The following is a 17950-nucleotide window of genomic DNA, read 5'->3' as shown; positions in this document are numbered from 1 at the left end:
AGGGATCTTGAGTCAATCATCCAACGGCAGGAGCATAGGGCCACCACACGTCCAGGAGGTCCCCGCCGTGACGACCACACCCCAGGCGGTCCGCAGGGCATCCCCGCGCACCCGCCGGCCGGCCACCCCGGCCGCTCCCGACCCGACGGCCGGCCTGCTGCCGCGGACCGAGCCGGTCCGACTGCTGAACCCGGACGGCACCCCGCTGCCACCCCGCGACGACTACCCCGAGCCGCCCGTCGAGGCGCTGCGCGAGATGTACCGCCGGATGGTCGTCGGCCGCCGCTTCGACGCCCAGGCCACCGCGCTGACCAAGCAGGGCCGGCTCGCCGTCTACCCGTCCTCGCGTGGCCAGGAGGCCTGCCAGGTCGGCGGCGTCCTCGCCGTCCGGGACACCGACTGGGTCTTCCCCACCTACCGCGAGTCGATGGCGCTGACCGCCCGGGGCATCGACCCGGTCGAGGTACTCACCCTGCTGCGCGGCGACTGGCACTGCGGGTACGACCCGACGCGAGTGAACACCGCGCCGCAGTGCACCCCGTTGGCGACCCAGTGCGTGCACGCCGCCGGCCTCGCCTACGGCGAGTCCTACCAGGGCCGGGACACCGTCGCGCTGGCCTTCATCGGCGACGGCGCCACCAGCGAGGGCGACTTCCACGAGGGGGTCAACTTCGCCGCCGTGTTCAAGGCCCCGGTCGTCTACTTCGTCCAGAACAACAAGTACGCGATCAGCGTCCCGCTGTCCCGGCAGACCGCCGCGCCCAGCCTGGCGTACAAGGGCGTCGGCTACGGCGTGCCCAGCGAGCAGGTCGACGGCAACGACCCGGTGGCCGTGCTGGCGGTGCTCACCCGCGCGGTCGAGCACGCCCGGTCCGGCAAGGGGCCGTTCCTGGTGGAGGCGCACACCTACCGGATGGAGGCGCACACCAACGCCGACGACGCCAGCCGGTACCGGGACCCCGACGAGGTCGAGGCGTGGCGCGACCGGGACCCGGTGGCCCGCCTGGAGACGTACCTGCGGGCCCGGGACGTGCTCGACGACGCCGCCGTCGCCGCGATCGCCGAGGAGGCGGAGGCGTACGCCGCGGACCTGCGCGAGCGGATGAACGCGCAGCCCGCGGTCGACCCGCTCAGCCTCTTCGACCACGTCTACGCCGAGCCGACCCCGCAGCTGGTCGAGCAACGCGAGCAGGTCCGCGCCGAGCTGGCCGCCGCCCGGGACGAGGAGGGGGACGCCTGATGGCCACCATGACCATGGCGAAGGCGCTCAACGCCGCGCTCGCCGACGCGATGCTGGACGACGAGCGGGTGGTCGTCTTCGGCGAGGACGTCGGGCAGCTCGGCGGCGTCTTCCGGATCACCGACGGGCTCCAGGCCCGGTTCGGCGACAAGCGCTGCTTCGACACCCCGCTCGCCGAGGCCGGCATCGTCGGCTTCGCCGTCGGCCTGGCCATGTCCGGGCTGCGCCCGGTCGTCGAGATGCAGTTCGACGCGTTCGCCTACCCGGCGTTCGAGCAGATCGCCTCGCACGTGGCGAAGCTGCGCAACCGCACCCGGGGCGCGCTCAGCGTGCCGATCGTGATCCGGGTGCCGTACGCCGGCGGCATCGGTGGCGTGGAGCACCACTGCGACTCCTCCGAGGCGTACTACGCGCACACCCCCGGCCTGAAGGTGGTCACCCCGGCCACCGTCGAGGACGCCTACTCGCTGCTGCGCGAGGCGATCGACGACCCCGACCCGGTCGTGTTCATGGAGCCGAAGAAGCTCTACTTCTCCAGCGCCGAGGCGGAGTTGCCCGCCCGCACCGCGCCGTTCGGCAGGGCCGTGGTCCGGCGGGCCGGCACCGACGCCACCCTGGTCGCCTACGGCCCCGCCGTGCCCGTCGCGCTGGAGGCCGCCGAGGCCGCCCGCGAGGAGGGCTGGGACCTGGAGGTGGTCGACGTGCGCACCATCGTGCCGTTCGACGACGCCACCGTCACCGCGTCGGTGCGGAAGACCGGCCGCTGCGTGGTGATCCAGGAGGCGCAGGGCTTCGCCGGCGTCGGCGCGGAGATCGCCGCCCGGGTGCAGGAGCGCTGCTTCCACGCCTTGCACGCCCCGGTGCTGCGGGTGTCCGGGCTGGACATCCCGTACCCGGCGCCGATGCTGGAGCACACCCACCTGCCCTCGGTGGACCGGGTGCTCGACACCGTCGCCCGGCTCCAGTGGGACGACCAGCCCGACCCGCGCTGGCTTGCGCAGGGGAGCGCGGCATGACCACCGTGGCGCGGACCCAGGTCTTTCTCCTGCCCGACCTCGGCGAGGGGTTGAGCGAGGCGGAGATCGTCGAGTGGCGGGTCGCGGTGGGCGACGTGGTCACCGTCGACCAGAGCGTGGTCGAGGTGGAGACCGCCAAGGCCGTCGTGGACGTGCCCTGCCCGTACGCCGGTCGGGTCGTCGCCCTGCACGGCGCGGCCGGTGAGGTACGCCCGGTCGGCCAGCCGCTGATCACCATCGCGCCGCTGGACGGTGCCGCCGGCGACGAGCCCGCCGGGCACGCCACCTACCGCGAGGAGGAGCGGGCCGGCTCCGGCAACGTGCTGATCGGTTACGGCACCGGGCACGGCGGTGCCGGCCGTCGGCGCCGCCGGCCCCGGCTGGTGCTGGCCCCGGAGCCCGCCGCCGGCGCGCCGACTCCGGCCGGCGGCCCCGCACAGCCGGGCGCTGCCATCGGGACGGGCGCGACCGCCGGCCGCGGCACCGGGTCGCCGGCCCAGGACGGCCCGGCCGGGCCGACCGCCCCCCTGGTCATCTCGCCGATCGTCCGCCGGCTCGCCAAGGAACACGGCGTCGATCTGTCCACGCTGCGCGGCACCGGCCCCGGTGGCGTGATCCGCCGGGCCGACGTCGAGGCCGCGCAGGCGGCACCGGCGACCCCGCTCGCCACCGTGCCCGACGAGCCCGCCCCGGCCCCGCACGTCGGGCTCGCCCCGGCCGGCGACCGGGACGTGGTCATCCCGCTCACCGGCATCCGCAAGGTGATCGCCGACAAGCTCTCCCGCAGCCGGCGGGAGATCCCCGAGGTCACCATCTGGGTGGACGTGGACGCCACCGGATTGCTGGCGACCCGGGCGGCGATCAACGCGGCCAGCCCGGACGCCCCGGTCAGCATCCTGGCCCTGCTGGCCCGGATCTGCCTCAGCGGGCTGCGGAGGTATCCACAGCTCAACGCCCACGTCGACACCGAGGGGCAGCGGATCATCCAGTCGAGTGGGGTGCACCTGGGCATCGCCGCGCAGACCGACCGGGGCCTGCTGGTGCCGGTGCTGCGCGACGCCCAGCGGCTGACCACCCGGGAGCTCGCCGCCGAGCTGGCGGCCACCACCGCCGCCGCCCGGGCCGGTACCCTGCCGCCGGCGCGGCTGACCGGCGGCACGTTCACCCTGAACAACTACGGGGTGTTCGGTGTGGACGGCTCCACCCCGATCATCAACCACCCGGAGGCGGCGCTGCTCGGGGTGGGACGAATCGTGGACAAGCCCTGGGTGGTCGACGGGCAGCTCGCGGTGCGGAAGGTGACGCAGCTCAGCCTCACCTTCGACCACCGGGTCTGCGACGGCGGGGTGGCCGGCGGCTTCCTGCGGCACGTCGCGGACTGCGTCGAGCAGCCCGCCCTGCTGGTCGCGAACGTCTGATGGCGCGGAGCCGGCCGCCCGTCCGGGCGGCCGGCTCCGACCCGCACGGGCTGCCGTGCGGGTCGGTTCCCCGGCGCTGACCGGTGTCGCCGGCGTTGGCCGGACCGCCCCCGGAAGGCGGTGCAGTCCACCGCCGTCCGGTCTGTCGCATCTGCTCCCCGTGCCCGTCCCGCGGTGTTAACCGCTCGGGAGGCCGGGAATCCGAGGCCGTCGTCGCCTGGAGTCCCAGAGGAGCAGCCGTGTCGTACCAGCAACTGCCGCCCACCGTGCGGAACCGCCGCCCGGCCGTCGCGGGCGCGCCGCTCTGGTGCGACGCCCACGATTACGGCCTGACCGGCGACGGGGTGACCAACGATCAGCCGGCGCTGGCCGCGCTGGTGGACCGGCTCGGCGACGGCTACGTCGCCGACGGACGGGCGCGGGTGATCTACTGCCCGCCGGGGATCTACTCCGTCCGCGACGCCGGGACCGTCTGGCGCAGCGGGGTGTCGCTGATCGGCGCCGGCCCGGCCGCGACCCGGTTCGTGCTGAGCAACGAGGGCAACCGGGCCGACCCGACGCCGCTGGCCTTCTGGACCACCGTGCAGCACGGCGCGAGCCGGGACCGGCACATCGCCGACTGCACCTTCGCCGACTTCGAGATCGACGGCTCGGGCGTGGCGATGGCGGAGTACAACTACCTGGCCAAGGGGCTGGGCCTGCAGTACGTGGTGCGCGGGGTGTTCCGCAACCTGTACATCCACCACACCGCGGCCACCGGGCTGGGCTGCGACTTCCTGCAGGACAGCATTATCGACGGCGTGATGGTGGTCGGCTGCGGCCGGCTGGACAACGGCGAGGAGATGGGCGGCGCCGGCATCGGCGTCGGCATCGGCGGCTGGGGAACCGTCGAGCGGCTCACCATCGCCAACTGCACCACCCTGGGCAACGGCACCAACGGCATCTTCCTCGAGCTGCAGAAGGCCCACTGGCCGCCGCCGCGCGGCTACCGGATCGTCGGCTGCCACAGCCAGGGCAACCGGTTCGGCATCTCCGACTGGGGGGCCGACGGGCTGATCGTCACGGCCTGCACGATGACCGGGAACCTGGAGGCGGGCTTCGACATCTCGGCCAACGGCACCGCGGGAGTGGCCGGGCGGGGCGGCCTGCTGACCGACTGCGTGATTGACGGCAACCTGGCCGACGGCGTCAGCGTGGGCAACACGCCCGGTCCGTACACCGTGCGGGGCAACCGGATCAGCGGCAACGGCCAGTACGGATACCACGAGCACAACCTCGGCCGCGGGTACCAGGACCCGGCGATGGACATCGTGATCGAGAGCAACGAGTTCTGGGGTAACGGCCTGGACGGCATCCGGATCGACCGGGCGATGACCGACAGCGTGCTGCTCAACAACCGCATCCGCAACAACGGCCGGCAGTGCGGCGGGGCCTGCACCGGCGGGGGCGAGACCGTCCGCTACAGCGACCGGAAGCTGGTCGACCGGGCGGCGGACTGGCCGCACGACGGCCACCGCGGCAAGGTGCTGCGGGTCGGCCAGCGGGTCGCCGTGGTGGCCGCCAACACCGGCTCCGAACTCTCCCTCGCCCCGGTACGCCCCGACGGCTGCACCTCGTGGAGCGGCGACACGCCGCTGCCCGGCACCCCGTACGAGCTCCCGGCCGCGCCGCCGATCCGCGCCGGCATCGCCATCAACGCGACGTTCGACGCGACGACGATCCGCGGGAACCGGGTGTGGGACAACCACGACGAGCGGACGCAGACCCACGGCCTGTGGGTCACGGACCGGGGCAGCTGGGTGGACTGCCGGGTGGAGGACAACGACTTCGCCGGCAACGCCGCGGCGGCGACCCGGCTGGACACCCCGCCACTGGGCGGGCGGTGGGACCGTAACCACGGCGACGAGGACTGGGACTGACCGGCCCGCTCCGGCACGTCCGTGCGCGGCCCGCCCAGGATTGCCGATCCCGGACGTCGTGGCCCGCTCGTCACCTGTCGGGCACATCCGACATCAAATGGCCGGCCCTTCGCCCACCATTTCCCCCAAAAGTGCGACCGGGCCGGAGAGGTGCCGTACAGAATGGGGCCAACGGGGACTGGAAATGGGGTGCGGAATATGGATGTGAGACGGCGACTGAGGCTGTTCGCGGTAACCATCGCAGTCACACCCTTGGTGATCGGCGGCTGCACCGCCGGTCAGCGGGAGGCCGCGAAGCCGGGGCACAAGAAGGCGGCCCCGCCGGCGGTTGTCGTGACACCGACGGACCGGACCAAGGATGTGCCGATCAGCGCCGAGGTGGGCGCGAAGGTCACGAACGGGAAGATCAGCGCAGTGCGGCTCACCGACGACAAAGGCGCGCAGGTGCCGGCCGAACCGCGGGAGGACGGGTCGAGCTGGGTGCCCACCAAGCCGTTGCAGAATTCGAGGACGTACACCGCGGAGGTGACCGCGACCGGCGGTTCCGGACGTACCACCACGCAGAAGACGACGTTCACCACGATGGCGAAATCGTCCAAGCCGGCCATCACCACCGAGCTTTATTTCACCAGTAATCAGACGTACGGGACGGCTCTGCCGCTAACCGTCGCGTTCGATCCGCCAATTCCGAAAGAGGCCCGGGCGGACGTGCAACGGCGATTGTTCGTGAAGACCGACCCGCCGCAGCCGGGCACCTGGTCGTGGGTGGAGGACGGCAAGCAGGTCGAATACCGGGCACCTGATTTCTGGAAGCCCGGCACGAAGATCAGCGTACGGAGCGCCCTGCAGGGGCTGCCGATCGGCAAGGACGCCATCGGCGACGCCGACCACACCGCGACCTCGAACATCGGCCGGCAGGTCTCGCTCGACATCGACAACGCCACCAAGCAGATGTCGGTCTACCGGGACGGCAAGCTGCTCCGCAAGATCCCGGTGAGCCTCGGCAAGTCGAGCACCCCGACCTCCAGCGGCAACATGGTGATCATGGAGAAGTTCGATCGGACCACCTTCGACACCCGGGGGGACCCGAACGGCGGCTACGTGGTCGACGTTGACGACGCGCAGCGCCTCACCTGGGGCGGCGAGTTCATCCACTCCGCGCCGTGGTCGGAGGGGGACCAGGGCAACATCAACGTCTCGCACGGCTGCACCAATGTCTCGGCCGATGCGGCGCACTGGCTGATGGGAGTCACACAGGTCGGTGACCTGGTGACCGTCAAGGGCACCGAGGTGAAGTTGGATCAGGGCAACGGCTGGACCGCCTGGAACGTCAGCTGGGACGACTTCGCCAAGGGCAGCGCCCTGCCCGTCCCGCCGGGGCTGAAGCCCACCCCCAGCAGCACGCCGCACCCGGGCGCGGTGGCCGGCGGTTCGGCGCCCGCACCGGCCCCCTCGGCCAGCGGCGGCTGACCCACCGGGGAGGAACGACCGCCCGGCCCGCCACCTCTCCCGGTGGCGGGCCGGTCGGCACGGCCGCTCAGTCGAGGCGCACCCGGGCCACGCCCGTCGCGGTCAGGCTGCCGAGCCAGAGCTGGTCGCCGTGCTGCCGGACGCCGGTGATCATCGAGTACGCCCCGGTCGGGCCGTGCAACGTCCGGAGCACCCGCCCCTCGCCGTCGACCAGCGCCACCAGGCCGTACCGGCGGGGCTGCGGCTGCACCGCGCCCGGCAGCAGGGCCACCACCTGGCGTACCCGGGGATGCGGCAGCAGCCGCTCCATGATGGGCAGGCGCGGGCTGGGCAGGGCGACCCAGTACGTCCCGTCACCCACCGCGGCGACGTTGTCCGGGTACGCCGGCAGGTCGCTCAGCACGGTGGCCCGCCCGTCCGGCAGGTCGACCCGGAGCAGCCGGTGGGTGGCCGTCTCCACCAGCATCAGCGCCGACTCGTCCGGGGTCAGCGCCACCCCGTTGGGGAAGTAGAGCCCGCTCGTGACCACCTCCGTCCGCCCGGTCCGCCGGTCGTACGCCAGCACCCGGCCGTTGGGCCGGTGCTCCAGCAGGTCCTTCTTCCAGTGCGAGAGCGGGAACCGGTCGGAGGAGTCGGTGAAGTAGATGGTGCCGTCCCGGGCCACCGTGGCGTTGTCGGCGAGGTGCACCGGCGGCGCGCTGCCGGTCAGCTCGTGCACGACGCCGTCCGGGGTGATCCGCAGCAGCCCCCGGTAGGCGTCGCAGACCACCAGCGCCCCGTCGACCGGGTCGAGCTCGATGCCCAGCGGCCGGCCACCGGTCTCGGCGAGCAGCCGCGGTCGGGTGCCCGCCGGCGCGTCCGCCGGCCACCACCAGAGCCGGCCGTCCTCGTCGCCGCTGATCACCCGGCCGTCCGGGTCGATCAGTACGTCCTCCGGCCCGTGCGCGCCGTCGGGCAGGGGCAGCAGGTCGGCCCGGTCGAGCCGCAGGTCGGTGGGGGCCCACGGGCCCTCCAGGGGCGGGGGGACCGTGGCCGGCTCGCGGACGGGCCGGATCAGTCGGGGCGGGCGCTGGCGGGGAACCATCCGCTGATTGTCACCCGCCGATGCGCCGCCAGGCAGCACCCGTTGGCGTGTCGGGGCCGCGTCCCCGGACCCGGTCGACTGACCCGCGCCTCAGCGGCACCCCGCGGAGCCCGGCACATCCTGTGAAGCACCGGAGCGCCGACCCTGACGTCCTCGGGGTCGGACCCGGGACGTACCCGGGTCCCGGGCCTCAGCGGGCCGGAACTGTCGGTCCCGGCGGATAGGTTCGTCGGCATGGGACAGCACAGCGACCGCTTCCACGTGGAGCTCAGCGTCGGTGACCAGGTGGTCGACGTCCGGGCGGTCGGCGAGATCGACATCGCGACCGTCAGGTCGTTCCAGGCCGCGCTCTGGGCGGCCCCGGCACGGCCGGTGCTGCGGCTGGACCTCTCCGGGGTGCGGATGCTCTCCGCCGCCGGGGTGCGCGCGCTGGTCGCGACCCACCTGCGGGTCCGGGCGCGCGGCGGCGAGCTGGTGCTGGTCGACCCGGATCCAGTCGTGGCCCGGGTGCTGCGAGCCACCGGCCTGCACCGGGTGCTGCCGGTGCGTGAGTCGGCGGCCGTCGGCGCGGCGGGGGACGCTCAGCTCCTGCCAGCCTGACCCACCGTCGGTGCGGGGCCGGAACCGGCGCGGGCCGCCGGCCTGATGCCGACGGACCCGCTGCCGCGTCCGGTGGTCCGGTCAGCTCACGCCGAGCAGGTCGACGACGAAGACCAGCGTCTCGTTGGGCTTGATGACCCCGCCGGCGCCCCGGCTGCCGTAGCCCAGGTGCGGCGGGATGGTCAGCCGACGCCGGCCGCCGACCTTCATGCCCACCACGCCCTGGTCCCAGCCGGCGATGACCTGGCCGCCGCCGAGCGGGAACTCGAAGCTCTCGCCGCGGTTCCACGACGCGTCGAACTCGCGGCCGGTCGAGTGGGCCACGCCGACGTAGTGCACGCTGGCCAGCTGACCGGGGCGGGCCTCCGGGCCCTCGCCGACGGTGATGTCCTCGATGACGAGATCGGCGGGCGGGGCGCCCTCGATCGGGCCTACCTCGGGCTTGTCCATTCGCAAACTCCTACCTCGACGGGTGATGTGTCCGTTCCCGGTCGATCCTGCCGGATCGTGGCCGGCCGATACGCGCCGGTCCCCGCCGCTGGTCGGCGGCGGGGACCGGTGGGCCTACGGAACGGCGGGCGTCACCGCCGGTGACGCCCGCCCTGTCGAGGTGGTACTGCCCGTTGCCGTCACGTCACTTGAGCCAGCCGAACCGCCGGACGATCGGGAGCCTCGCCCACACCCGGCCCAGTCCGAGGGTGTTGCCGGCACCGACCAGGGCCAGACCGGCCAGCAGGCCCGCGTAGATCAGGTGGTCGTCCATGAACAGGTTGTTCTCGGGGGGCAGAACGACGGTCCACATCATGACCAGCAGGATCCCGCCGGCGACCGCGGTGACCCGCATCCCGATGCCGAGCAGCAGGGCCACGCCGATGGCCGCGAGGCCGAGCATGAACAGCCAGTCCGCCCAGGCCGCGCCCGCGATCTCGTGGTAGAAGCCCTCGAACGGGCCGGCGGCGCCGAAGGTGAGGAAGCCCTTGGTGGGGCTGCCCCCGTTGATCCAGGCGTTCTTCGCCGCGGTCCCGTGTCCCAGGCCGAACAGCTTGTCCAGGAAGGCCCAGAGGAAGGTCCAGCCCAGCGCGATCCGGAGCCCGGCGAAGACGTACCGGGTGGCCCGCTGCCGGGTGGCCTCCACGTCCCGGGTGGTCTCGGCCGCCGGAACCCTGGTGTTGGCGGTGATCCGCTCGACTGTCGCGGTCATGGTCTCCACGTCCCTTCTTGTGCCTCGCACCGCGCTTCCCGGTGGCACTTTCATTCCACTCCTGTCCCGGTGTCCCGGTCAGGGCCGACCGGGCCGCTCCTGACCGGGACCTTGGACCCCTTCCGGCCCGGTCCGGTCGGCCTCTCCGCCCCGGTCCACCGGCTCTGACCCGGGCCGTCGACCCGGACCTATGGTGCGGGTGGAGAACCCGGGCCGAGGAGGTCGTGATGAGGACGTGGCAGGTGGGCGACGTGATGACCAGGGACGTCGTGACGGTGGGGGAGGAGACCCCCTACCGCCAAATCGTCGACGCGCTGATCCGGCGGGGCATCAGCGCCGTGCCGGTGGTGGACGACTTCCGCCGGGTGCTGGGGGTGGTGTCCGAGGCCGACCTGCTGCACAAGGTGGAGCGGGCCGGGCATCCGGACGAGCGGCGGGTCTTCGAGGGGCGGCGCCGGCGGACCGCCCGGGAGAAGGCGGACGCGGTGCTCGCCCGGGACCTGATGACGGCCCCGGCGGTGACCACCTTCGCGGAGGCGTCGCTCCCGGCAGCGGCCCGGCTGATGACCGCGAGGCGGTCAAGCGACTGCCGGTGCTGGACGACCTGGGCCGGCTGGTCGGCATCGTGACCCGCAGTGACCGGCTCCGGGTGCACCTGCGCAGCGACGCCGCGATCCGTACGGACGTGGTGCAGGAGGTGCTGCGCCGGGTGCTCGCCGTGCGGGACGGCCTGGTCACCGTCCAGGTCCGCGACGGCGCGGTCACCCTGGACGGCCGGCTCGACCGGCGGACCGCCGTCGACCTCGCCGGCCGGCTCGCGGCCCAGGTCAGTGGCGTGGTTGCGGTCCACAACGCGATCGGGTACGACGTGGACGACAGCACCCCGGTCGAGCTGGACCCGGTGCACCCCACCCCGATCGCCTGAGCGCGGTGGCGGGTCCCATGCACCCGGGTGGGGCCCGCCGCGGTGCGCGGTGGACCAGGGCGGCGGGCCCGGCCGGGCGGGACGGTCGGCCCGCTTCAGCCGGGCTGGGCGAGCTGGGCGGCGAGCAGCGCGGGTGCCTCGGCGAGGGACGGGCCGTACCAGGTCAGGTGCCGCCCGGAGACCAGCGCGGACGGTACGCCGGGGAAGCACTCCGGCCCGTCGTCGGCGGTGAACCGGTACGGCTCGTCGGGCAGCACCACCAGCTCGGGCCGGCGCTCCCGCAGCTCGTGCAGGGTGGGGCGCGGGTAGCGCTCGGGGTGCTCGGCGTACGCGTTCACCACGCCGAGCCGGCGCAGCACGTCGCCGGCGAACGTTGCGCTGCCGAGCACCACCCAGGGGCGGCGCCACACCGGGACGACCGCCCGGCGGAGCGTCTCCGGCTCGGGCCGGGTGGCCCAGGCCCGCCGGGCCGCCACCAGCCAGTCCGGCTCGGCGGTCGTGCCGAGGGCGTCGACCAGCCGGGCCAGCTCGGCGAGCGCCTCGGGCACGGTGCGCGGGAAGGTGACCAGCACCGGCACGCCGGCCGCGACCAGAGCGTCGGCGTCGGCCCGGCGGTTCTCCTCCTCGTTGAGCAGGACCAGGTCGGGTCGGAGCGCGCAGACCCGGTCCAGGTCCGGGTACTTGCTGCCGCCGACCCGGGCGACGTCGAGTCCGGCCGGGTGTGTGCACCAGTCCGTCGCCCCGACCAGCACCTCGGGGCGGGTCAGCGCCACCGCCTCGGTCAGCGACGGGACCAGGGACACCACCCGCATCGTCCACTTCCCTTCGCCGCTGACCCGTCCCTGATCATGCCGCACGGGCGTCCGTCGCCCGGAGGCCGGACGCCGTACCTCCGCGCCTGTGCCGTACCCCGTTCCCGCCCTTGCCAGTTTTCTACAACGTTGTAATACTCGGGTCGTCCGCCGTCGAGGAGGTCCGATGATCCCCCAGTCCGCGCCGGTCACCGACCCGTGGCCCGCCACCCAGCCCGCTGACGAGACGCCGGTCGAGGCGCTCGGCGACCTCTACCGCGACGGCATCACCGCGTGCCGGGGGGCCTTCGACGTGGCGTGGGTCGAGCGGGTCGGTGCGGACATCGACGCGGCGTTCCGCGAGGCCCGGTCCCGGCCCGACGGCGCCGTCGGGCGCGGCCCGCAGCGCTGGTATGTCGAGATCCACCCCGAGCAGCTGTGCGGCTTCGTCGACCTGGTGACCCACCCGTGGGTGGTGTCGGTCTGTCGGGCCGTCCTCGGCCCCGAATACGAGATCGTCGAGCTCGGCTTCGACATCCCGTTCCCGGGCGCGGCGTTGCAGCCCTGGCACCGGGACTTCCCGATGCCCGAGGAGACCCGGCTGCGGCGTCGGCTCACCTCGCTGGCGTTCAACCTGACCACCGTGGACACGGTCGAGGAGATGGGGCCGTTCGAGATCGCCCCGGGCACCCAGTGGGACGACGGTCGCGACTTCGACCACCAGATGTTCCCGCCCAAGGACCGGTACCCCCGGTACGCCGCCCGCGCGGTGCGCAAGTACCCGCAGCGCGGCGACATCTCGGCGCGCTCCGCGCTGACCGTCCACCGGGGCACCCCGAACGTCTCCGACGTCGCCCGGCCGGTGCTGGTGCTCGGCGTCGACGCTCCGGGCGCCGGGAACGCCGCGCACCACGACATGGCGGTCACCCACGACTACTGGGCGGGCCTGCCCGAGCTGGTCCGGGCGCACCTGCGCTGTCCGGTCGTCGACGCCCTCGTCCCGATCCGCCAGAAGCACACCATCGAGGGGCTGGTGATGGGCGCCGAGAGCTAGCGCGCCCCCGTCGGCTCCGGGGCCAGGGTCGCCACCGGCACGCCCTCGCGGGCCGCCCACTCCACCGCGTGCCGCACGTCCGCCAGCGGCAGCGGCCGCCGGTCGGTCACAGTGACCGCCGCGTGCACGGTGAAGGCGACGAACGGGTACGACCGGGCCAGTCCGCCGACCGCCTCGTGCACCCGGCCCGCCACCTCCAGCGCCCCCGTCTCGTCCAGCGCCGGCAGCATCAGCAGGTACTCGTTGTCGGCGAGGCGGACCGCCCGGTCGACCGGACGCAGCACGCCGGTGATCGCCGCGAGCACGGCCTGCGCCTCCCGGGCCGCGCTGCGTCGCCCGAACCGCTCCGGGGTGCCGGGCGGCTCGTCGACCCGGACCCCGACCAGCGCCACCCGCAGGATGCCGGAGGCGGTCACCCCCGCCTCGCCGGTCCAGCGCCGCAGACCCGGCTCGTCGAGCAGCCCGGCCGGCCCGTCCGCCGGCTCCGCCCGTTGCGTCACCGCCCGCTGCACACGCTCACCCCGGTCGGCCAGCATCCGGATCGCCGCCTCGGCCCGGGACTCGCCGGGCGCCGCCGGGATGTCCCGGACCCGGGCGACGACCTCGTCCAACCGGGACCGGGCCGGCTCCGGCAACCGTTCGGCCAGCCGCGCCCGCAGCCGGATCACCTGGTGCAGCGCCTCGTCGCGGCGGAAACCCCAGTGGCCGTCGAAGAGCCGCCCGGCCTCCAGCGTCGCCGCCGGGGCCACCTCGCCCCGGTCGTACGCCACCAGGGTGGCCCCGAAGCGCGGGGTCAGGGCCACCACGCTCCACTCCCGGGCCAACTCCTCCGCCCCGTCCAGCACGACCCCGTACGCCCCGGCGGTCAGCTCGGGCGGCGTCGGGCCGACCACCGCCACCACGGTCACCGCCGCGCTGGCGGCGATCCGCTCGTAGATCGCGCGCTCGCGCTCGAAGTAGGGCGTCCGCTGGAACAGGGCGAGCACCACCAGAGGCCCGTCCTCCGCGGTGGCCAACGCGGCGCGTTCGATGGCGTGGGAGATGGCGACGAGGCTGCGCTTGGTCAACCGTTCCTGGGTCCGTCCACTCTGCGGCACCCGGCCGAGCCTAGAGGTGCCGGCGCTCCGGTGCACCGGTCGGCCGGTGACGGTTCAGCGCGGGGCCGGTGACGGGGGAGGCCCGACCGCGGCAGCGCCCGCTCCCGGATCTCCTCCGCGGGTTGGCCCGGCCGCCGGTGAGGTGGCGCAGCACCTTCGGGCCGGCGTCCAGCCCGGTGAGCAGCGGTGCGTCGGCGGCGGTGAACGCGCGCAACGCCAGCCGGTCGGTGGTCAGGAGGGCCGTCACCGGCCCGGCGCCGCCCTCGCCGGCCGGTCCGGAAACCGGATTCGGCCGCACCGGCGAGGCGCTGACCATGATCGACGTCCTAGACTCGGCCGGGTCGACCGACCGACGGATGGATCTGACGACGATGACGAGCACCGGCAGCGAGGCCGCTTCCCTGCTGCGTCCGATCACGGCCGGGGGCGCGCCGCTGTTCACCCGGGCCGGTCAGGTCGGGTACGCGTCGCGCCGGCTCGGCGACCTCGTGCACGGGCGGCCGCCGGGCATCACCGGCAACCAGTGGAGCACCGCCCTCCGCGCGGGCTTCGACCAGGTGGTCTGTGCCGCGGACACCGGCCGACCGCTGTTCGCCGTGGACATCGCCGCGCCGCCCGCGCCCGGCTCACCGGAGCAGCGCGCCGAGCGGATGACGAACGCCGTCTGCGCGGCCGTCGGCCTGCCGGTGCTGCGGATCGAGTCGCCGACCTTGCGCGGCGCCGACCACGGCCGCCGGATCGTCGAGTACGTCATCGACGCGCGCGGCTACGCGGACGCCGCCGCGGCCGGGCCGGACGGCGTCGACCCGGTCGGTTTCCGCGACATCATCGGACGGCTGCCTGACGGGCGCAGCGGACACGTCAACGACCTCGGCGCGCTGGCCCGCGCCACCGCGGTCGAGGCGTACGTGGACCGGCGGCTCGCCGATCCCATCGTCCGGGGCCTGCACGTGCGCTGGCAGGACGGTCCAACCGAGGGGTGGAGCTGGGTCGAGGTGCGGCCCGGGTGGTGCCTGGTCGAGCGGGTCCGGGTCATCGCGCAGCGGTTCTCCTGCGGGGTGGATCCGGCCCGCCTCGCCGAGGACCTCTCCGCCCTGGCCGTGGGGGAGCGGCTGCGCGACCTCGACGCCGGCGAGCCGCCGCTGGTGGACCGGGACCGGCTCCGCGGCGACATCCGCCAGCTCGCCTCCCGCCGAAACGAGCTGGCTGGCGGCTTCGCCTTCGACCACCTCTGCGCGGACTGACCCCCGCCCCGCCCGCCACCCCGTCGATCTTGCACTTTGGGTGCTGATCGCCCGACGGGCGGAGCAGCGGTGCGGAATTCTCCGATCAACGGTTGAACCTTCGCCGTCGTCGCTCCGTACCTAAGCGGGAATGGACCAGATCCTCCACCCGCACCGGCAGGCGCGGGAGACGGTGCGGAAAGGGCATCGTCGGTCATCGACGTGTGACCGGAACGTCGCAGTGATCCTCACCCCGAATTCCGTCGGTCCGCCGGGGTCACGAGTCAGCCACCGGATCGAGAAGGAGAGCAATTCGATGCGCAGGTCCACACGGGCGCGCCGGGCATCCGGTAACGCGCGGAGCAAGCGACTGCTGGCCGTTGTCGGCACGCTCGTGGTCTTCGGCGGAATCGTCGCCGTGACCCAGATCTCGTCGGCCCAGGACCGGCGGACGTACACCCGCACCGCGTCGGCGTCGTGCCTTCAGCCCAGCCCCGGTGCCACCTCGCCGAGCGGCCGGGGCAGCACCACCCGGACGTGGCAGGACGGCCGCTGGGTGCGCAACCACTGGGGCGACGGGCAGATGTCCGTCGCGGAGTGCCAGGCGGTCAAGGCCGGTGGCGGCGCCGCGCCCGGCCCGCCGACCGTGGCCTGCCCGGACGTCAAGGGCAAGCTGCCGCAGGTGCCCGACCAGGCGCGCAACGAGGTGGACCGCAACCTGGCCCAGTTGGACGCCCAGATCGCCGAGGCCAACCGGCGGCTCGCCGCCGACGGCAGCCGCAACGGGCAGGATTTCATCGACAACGTCATCCTGCGGCCCCTGGCCGACAAGCGGAAGGCGACGCTGAACCGGATCGCGACCGCGATCGGGCGGGTGGCGCAGCGGCCAGAGGGCCTCGACCAGTTCGCCCCGTGCGCCCTTGCCGACGCCGGCCAGAACGGCGGTCAGGACAGCGGCGGTCAGGACGGCGGTCAGGACAGCGGCGATCAGAACGGCGGTCAGAACGACAACGGCGGGAACAACAACGGCAACGGGCTGGGCGTGCTCGCCAAGGACTGCGCGAACAGCAAGCTCGAGGCGCACGACGGTTTCCAGAATGGGAACCGCTGCGTGAGTACCGCTTTCGGTGAGGTCGGCGCCGCCGCCAACAATCCCTCGCTGCTGATCACGCAGTTCCCGAACGAGGTCAACCGGAATCAGCCGTTCACCCTCCGGGTCACCACGAAGAACCTGATCCGGGACCGCTTCCTGGCCGCCGGCCAGGGCGGGTACTACCTGGAAAGCTCGCTGCTGAACGACCAGGGTCTGGTCCGCGGCCACTTCCACACCGCGTGCCGGATGCTCAACGGCACCCGCCAACCCCCGAACCCGCAGGACGTGCCGGCGTTCTTCGTGGCCACCGAGGACGGCCGCGGCGGCGCGGAGCCGGACGACGTGCAGATCCAGATCCCCGGGCTGCCGGAGTCGGGCCTGGCGCAGTGCGCGGTCTGGGCCGGTGACGGCTCCCACCGCATCCCGATGATGGAGCGGGCCAACCAGACCCCGGCCTTCGACGTGGTGCGGATCGAGGTCAACTGACTCCCGTTCACGACACGGACGAAGCCGCCCGGGCCTGTCCCGGGCGGCTCCGCCGTTCCCGGCCCGGGGTCCACCGCCCGGCGGGAAATTGTGAACAGGGGAAAAAGCGACCGGGGTCCCGCCGATTTCTCAGCGTGACCCCGGTGTGCCCGAAGGTGATCTCCGACGGCTCAGCGGTTCTTGTACGCCTCCACCACCGAGACCGGGATGCGGCCCCGCTCGGAAATCTCGTACCCGTTCTTGGCGGCCCATTCCCGGATGGCGCGGTTCTGCTCGCGGTCCATTCCCGGGGCGGCCGGGCGGCCCGCGCGGCGGGCGGGCCGGGTGGCCTCAACCGGTCCGCGGCCGATCCGCCGGCCAGCGCTGATGTACGGGTCGAGCGCCTTGCGCAGCACGCCCGCGTTCTCATCGGAGACGTCGATGGTGTACGCCACGCCGTCCAGGCTGAACTCGACGGTCCGATCGGCCTTTCCGCCGTCGAGGTCGTCGGTCAGAACGGTGATTACTTTCCTTGCCATCGCCATTGCTCCCTGTGTCGGGCGGGGTGTGGCTAAGAGTTTGACGTACGGCGCGGCGAATTCGCAACAATACCGGCGATCGCCATTCGGCGGGTCGCGCTTTTTCGCCGTATCCGGGGGTGGCGGCATCACCCGCCCAGGAGCCCCGCGTGCCCGGCGACCGCGGCCGCCTCGGTCCGGCTGGACACCCGCAACTTCCGGAGCAGGGCGGCGGTCATCCGCTTCACCGTCCGTTCGGAGACGTGCAGTTCCGCGGCGATCTCCACCGTGGGTCGGCCGGCGGAGATCGCCCGCAGCAGCCGCCGCTCCTCGTCGTCCAGATCTACGGCGGGGGCGCGCGGGGGCCGGAGCAGGTTGCGCAGCAGGGCCGCCGGCAGGACCGCCCAGCCGTCGAGGATCGCCAGCAGCGGCGGCATCAGCTCCTCGGGCTCGCTGCTCTTCGGCAGGAACCCCTCCGCGCCGGCGCGCAGCGCCTCCAGGGCGGGCGCCGGGTCGTCCGAGCCCGACATCGCCACGATCCGGACCCGGGGTGTGGTGCGCCGGATCGCCGCCACCGCCCGGATCCCGCCGGGCGGCGGCATGTGCAGATCCACCAGCACCAGGTCCGGCAGGCACCGGCCGACCAGGGACGCGGCGGCGGAGGCGTCCCCGGTCGACTCCACCACCGTCACCCGTCCGTCCGTGGTGACCGGCAGCAGCAGCTGCAGGCCCCGGACGAAGAGCGGGTGGTCGTCCACGACCACCAACCGGATATTGGGGGAATTGGGCATGTCTGTTCCCTTCCCGAGCGGGTACCGATCATGCCGCTGGCCGCC

General features: G+C 73.6%; 19 protein-coding genes. 11 read left to right on the top strand and 8 right to left on the bottom strand.

The features are described from left to right. Nucleotides 1-34: 34 nt before the first annotated feature. The 5 genes from pdhA to I8N68_RS03000 all read left to right on the top strand — a co-directional run bounded on the left by pdhA (nt 35) and on the right by I8N68_RS03000 (nt 7063). Nucleotides 35-1240 carry a pyruvate dehydrogenase (acetyl-transferring) E1 component subunit alpha gene (gene pdhA, locus I8N68_RS03020; RefSeq protein ID WP_200208053.1) on the top strand — a complete coding sequence of 402 codons (1206 nt, stop codon included), beginning with the start codon at nt 35-37 and terminating at the stop codon, nt 1238-1240. Further along, the gene (locus I8N68_RS03015) at nt 1240-2256 is read left to right on the top strand and encodes an alpha-ketoacid dehydrogenase subunit beta (RefSeq protein WP_200207279.1); all 1017 of its coding nucleotides are present in this window, start codon (nt 1240-1242) and stop codon (nt 2254-2256) included. The genes pdhA and I8N68_RS03015 overlap by 1 nt, the downstream gene beginning before the upstream one ends. Continuing rightward, nucleotides 2253-3674: a dihydrolipoamide acetyltransferase family protein gene (locus I8N68_RS03010; protein ID WP_200207278.1), complete on the top strand. Its 1422-nt coding sequence runs from the start codon at nt 2253-2255 to the stop codon at nt 3672-3674. Before I8N68_RS03015 ends, I8N68_RS03010 begins: the two co-directional genes overlap by 4 nt. A gap of 239 nt (nt 3675-3913) precedes the next feature. Further along, nucleotides 3914-5593, top strand: a complete 1680-nt coding sequence (locus tag I8N68_RS03005; protein ID WP_200207277.1) for a right-handed parallel beta-helix repeat-containing protein — start codon at nt 3914-3916, stop codon at nt 5591-5593. A 198-nt stretch (nt 5594-5791) separates the two neighbouring features. Next, nucleotides 5792-7063, top strand: coding sequence for a L,D-transpeptidase (locus I8N68_RS03000; protein ID WP_200208051.1), 1272 nt, complete (start codon nt 5792-5794; stop codon nt 7061-7063). A 67-nt stretch (nt 7064-7130) separates the two neighbouring features. Here the strand turns inward: I8N68_RS03000 and I8N68_RS02995 are convergent, their stop codons facing one another. Then, nucleotides 7131-8147 (bottom strand): SMP-30/gluconolactonase/LRE family protein, encoded by a 1017-nt coding sequence (locus I8N68_RS02995; RefSeq protein WP_200207276.1) that lies wholly within the window; start codon nt 8145-8147, stop codon nt 7131-7133. Nucleotides 8148-8381: 234 nt separating this feature from the next. On the opposite strand from I8N68_RS02995, the gene I8N68_RS02990 reads away from it, so the two are divergent. Next, entirely contained in the window at nt 8382-8747 is a 366-nt protein-coding gene (locus tag I8N68_RS02990; protein WP_200207274.1) for an STAS domain-containing protein, read from the top strand. Between the two features lie 81 nt (nt 8748-8828). On the opposite strand, the gene I8N68_RS02985 is transcribed toward I8N68_RS02990, so the two are convergent. Then, nucleotides 8829-9197, bottom strand: coding sequence for an FKBP-type peptidyl-prolyl cis-trans isomerase (locus tag I8N68_RS02985; RefSeq protein WP_200207273.1), 369 nt, complete (start codon nt 9195-9197; stop codon nt 8829-8831). Between the two features lie 184 nt (nt 9198-9381). After that, nucleotides 9382-9948 (bottom strand): DoxX family membrane protein, encoded by a 567-nt coding sequence (locus I8N68_RS02980; RefSeq protein ID WP_200207272.1) that lies wholly within the window; start codon nt 9946-9948, stop codon nt 9382-9384. Nucleotides 9949-10175: 227 nt separating this feature from the next. Between I8N68_RS02980 and I8N68_RS32640 the strand changes: the two genes are divergently transcribed. Together I8N68_RS32640 and I8N68_RS32635 are read left to right on the top strand one after the other, a co-directional pair. After that, complete coding sequence (locus I8N68_RS32640) at nt 10176-10577, top strand: CBS domain-containing protein (protein ID WP_234038669.1); 402 nt, start codon at nt 10176-10178, stop codon at nt 10575-10577. Then, nucleotides 10541-10873 (top strand): BON domain-containing protein, encoded by a 333-nt coding sequence (locus I8N68_RS32635; RefSeq protein WP_307812532.1) that lies wholly within the window; start codon nt 10541-10543, stop codon nt 10871-10873. Before I8N68_RS32640 ends, I8N68_RS32635 begins: the two co-directional genes overlap by 37 nt. A 95-nt stretch (nt 10874-10968) precedes the next feature. Here I8N68_RS32635 and I8N68_RS02970 read toward each other — a convergent pair whose 3' ends face one another. Next, the gene (locus I8N68_RS02970) at nt 10969-11685 is read right to left on the bottom strand and encodes a helical backbone metal receptor (RefSeq protein ID WP_200207270.1); all 717 of its coding nucleotides are present in this window, start codon (nt 11683-11685) and stop codon (nt 10969-10971) included. 166 nt (nt 11686-11851) lie between these two features. Between I8N68_RS02970 and I8N68_RS02965 the strand changes: the two genes are divergently transcribed. After that, nucleotides 11852-12718, top strand: coding sequence for a phytanoyl-CoA dioxygenase family protein (locus tag I8N68_RS02965; protein ID WP_200207269.1), 867 nt, complete (start codon nt 11852-11854; stop codon nt 12716-12718). On the opposite strand, the gene I8N68_RS02960 is transcribed toward I8N68_RS02965, so the two are convergent. Continuing rightward, nucleotides 12715-13815 carry a DICT sensory domain-containing protein gene (locus tag I8N68_RS02960; RefSeq protein ID WP_200207262.1) on the bottom strand — a complete coding sequence of 367 codons (1101 nt, stop codon included), beginning with the start codon at nt 13813-13815 and terminating at the stop codon, nt 12715-12717. The two genes, I8N68_RS02965 and I8N68_RS02960, sit on opposite strands and share 4 nt — an antisense overlap. A gap of 10 nt (nt 13816-13825) precedes the next feature. Further along, a complete protein-coding gene (locus tag I8N68_RS02955) occupies nt 13826-14131 on the bottom strand; it encodes a GNAT family N-acetyltransferase (protein ID WP_200207260.1) in 306 nt (101 codons plus the stop codon). Between I8N68_RS02955 and I8N68_RS02950 the strand changes: the two genes are divergently transcribed. Both I8N68_RS02950 and I8N68_RS02945 read left to right on the top strand, forming a co-directional pair. After that, nucleotides 14130-15059, top strand: a complete 930-nt coding sequence (locus I8N68_RS02950; RefSeq protein ID WP_234038668.1) for a PDDEXK family nuclease — start codon at nt 14130-14132, stop codon at nt 15057-15059. The genes I8N68_RS02955 and I8N68_RS02950 overlap by 2 nt on opposite strands. 295 nt (nt 15060-15354) lie before the next feature. Then, nucleotides 15355-16617 carry a hypothetical protein gene (locus tag I8N68_RS02945; protein WP_200207259.1) on the top strand — a complete coding sequence of 421 codons (1263 nt, stop codon included), beginning with the start codon at nt 15355-15357 and terminating at the stop codon, nt 16615-16617. A gap of 170 nt (nt 16618-16787) precedes the next feature. Here the strand turns inward: I8N68_RS02945 and I8N68_RS02940 are convergent, their stop codons facing one another. Beyond that, nucleotides 16788-17135 carry a histone-like nucleoid-structuring protein Lsr2 gene (locus I8N68_RS02940; protein WP_200207258.1) on the bottom strand — a complete coding sequence of 116 codons (348 nt, stop codon included), beginning with the start codon at nt 17133-17135 and terminating at the stop codon, nt 16788-16790. 128 nt (nt 17136-17263) lie between these two features. Further along, entirely contained in the window at nt 17264-17905 is a 642-nt protein-coding gene (locus I8N68_RS02935; protein ID WP_200207257.1) for a response regulator, read from the bottom strand. Nucleotides 17906-17950 lie beyond the last annotated feature (45 nt).

It is taken from the genome of Micromonospora coerulea (assembly GCF_016598485.1).
GTDB classification, from domain to species: Bacteria; Actinomycetota; Actinomycetes; order Mycobacteriales; family Micromonosporaceae; genus Micromonospora; species Micromonospora coerulea.
Note: the sequence above shows the minus strand (reverse complement) of the source record. Positions and strands in the feature narration are given on the sequence as shown.